Source organism: Halonotius pteroides, assembly GCF_003605635.1.
Classification (GTDB): domain Archaea; phylum Halobacteriota; class Halobacteria; order Halobacteriales; family Haloferacaceae; genus Halonotius; species Halonotius pteroides.
Map to the genome: position 1 here is coordinate 1 of NZ_QMDW01000085.1, position 1,165 is coordinate 1,165.

The following is a 1,165-nucleotide window of genomic DNA, read 5'->3' on the forward strand; positions in this document are numbered from 1 at the left end:
GTCGGTCGGCACCCGGGCGTTGCGCTCGTGCTCGCGGCGGATCTCGCGGACGGCGGCCGCCTTCGGGGCGGGCAGGTCCGCCCTCTCGAGTTCTTCGAGCAACTCGGCCGTCTCGTCGTCGACGAGGACGTCGTGTGCGACCGCCGAGACCGCCCCCCGCTGTTTCGATCGGGCCGGCGTGCCCCCCTCGGGCATCATCACCTCCTGATCCCAACTCAACACCGCGTTCGCGTCGCCCAGATACGTCGCCCGGCCGTAGCGTTCGAGGAGGTCGTCGTACGCCGCCGGCGTCGGGGCGGCCTCCGGATCGGCGTCGTCAGGTTGCGACATATGCGCATAACGGGTCGCGGCAGACAAGAAGCCACGGATCGGGGGCGGTCGGCGAGGGCACAGGCGGGGGGCCGTCTTCGGGACGGCCGCCGCCCCGCCGGAGCCGCCGCATCACGGTATTTATACCCGTTCGGGACCGATTTGCGGTATGGATATGCTGCCGGACACGAGCGCGGTCATCGACGGCCGCGTGTCCGAGCGCGCCGGAGACGGCGACCTCGACACGGTGTACGTTCCCGAGGCGGTCGTCGGGGAACTCGAGGCCCAGGCCAACGACGGCCGCGACAGCGGGTGGGCCGGACTGGAGGAGCTCCAGCGGCTGGCCGAACTCGCCGACGAGAGTCGGCTCGCACTCGAGTACGTCGGCCGCCGCCCGGACGCCATCGAAAAACGCGACGCCGGAGAGGGTGAGATCGACGCGCTGATCCGCGATCTGGCCGAACGGCACGACGCGACGCTTCTGACGAGCGACGTCGTCCAAAGCGAGGTCGCGAGGGCGAAGGGCGTCGCCGTCGAGTACGTCGAACCGCAGGTCGAGGAGACGCCCGATCTCGCCATCGAGGAGTACCTCGACGAGTCGACGATGTCGGTCCACCTCAAGACCGGCGTCCGGCCGATGGCCAAACGCGGCACGATCGGCGAGATGGCCTACGAGCCGATCGACGAGGGCGTCCTGACCGAATCTGAGATGCGTGCTATCGCCGAGAACGTCGTCAACACCGCTCGCTCGGTGAGCGACGGGTTCGTCGAGCTATCGGGGGACGGGATGACGATCGTCCAGATCGCCGATATGCGGATCGCCGTCGCCGAAGCGCCATTCGCCGACGGCATCGAG

At 69.3% G+C, this 1,165-nt stretch carries 1 protein-coding gene and 1 pseudogene; one reads left to right on the forward strand and one right to left on the reverse strand.

Features of this window, described 5'->3' with window-relative positions:
- Positions 1-330 (reverse strand): annotated as a pseudogene (locus DP106_RS15210) (carboxypeptidase M32); the annotation flags it as partial.
- 148 nt (positions 331-478) lie between these two features.
- On the opposite strand from DP106_RS15210, the gene DP106_RS15215 reads away from it, so the two are divergent.
- The coding region (locus tag DP106_RS15215) for a PIN domain-containing protein (RefSeq protein WP_240625468.1) at positions 479-1,165 on the forward strand (687 nt) is incomplete at its 3' end.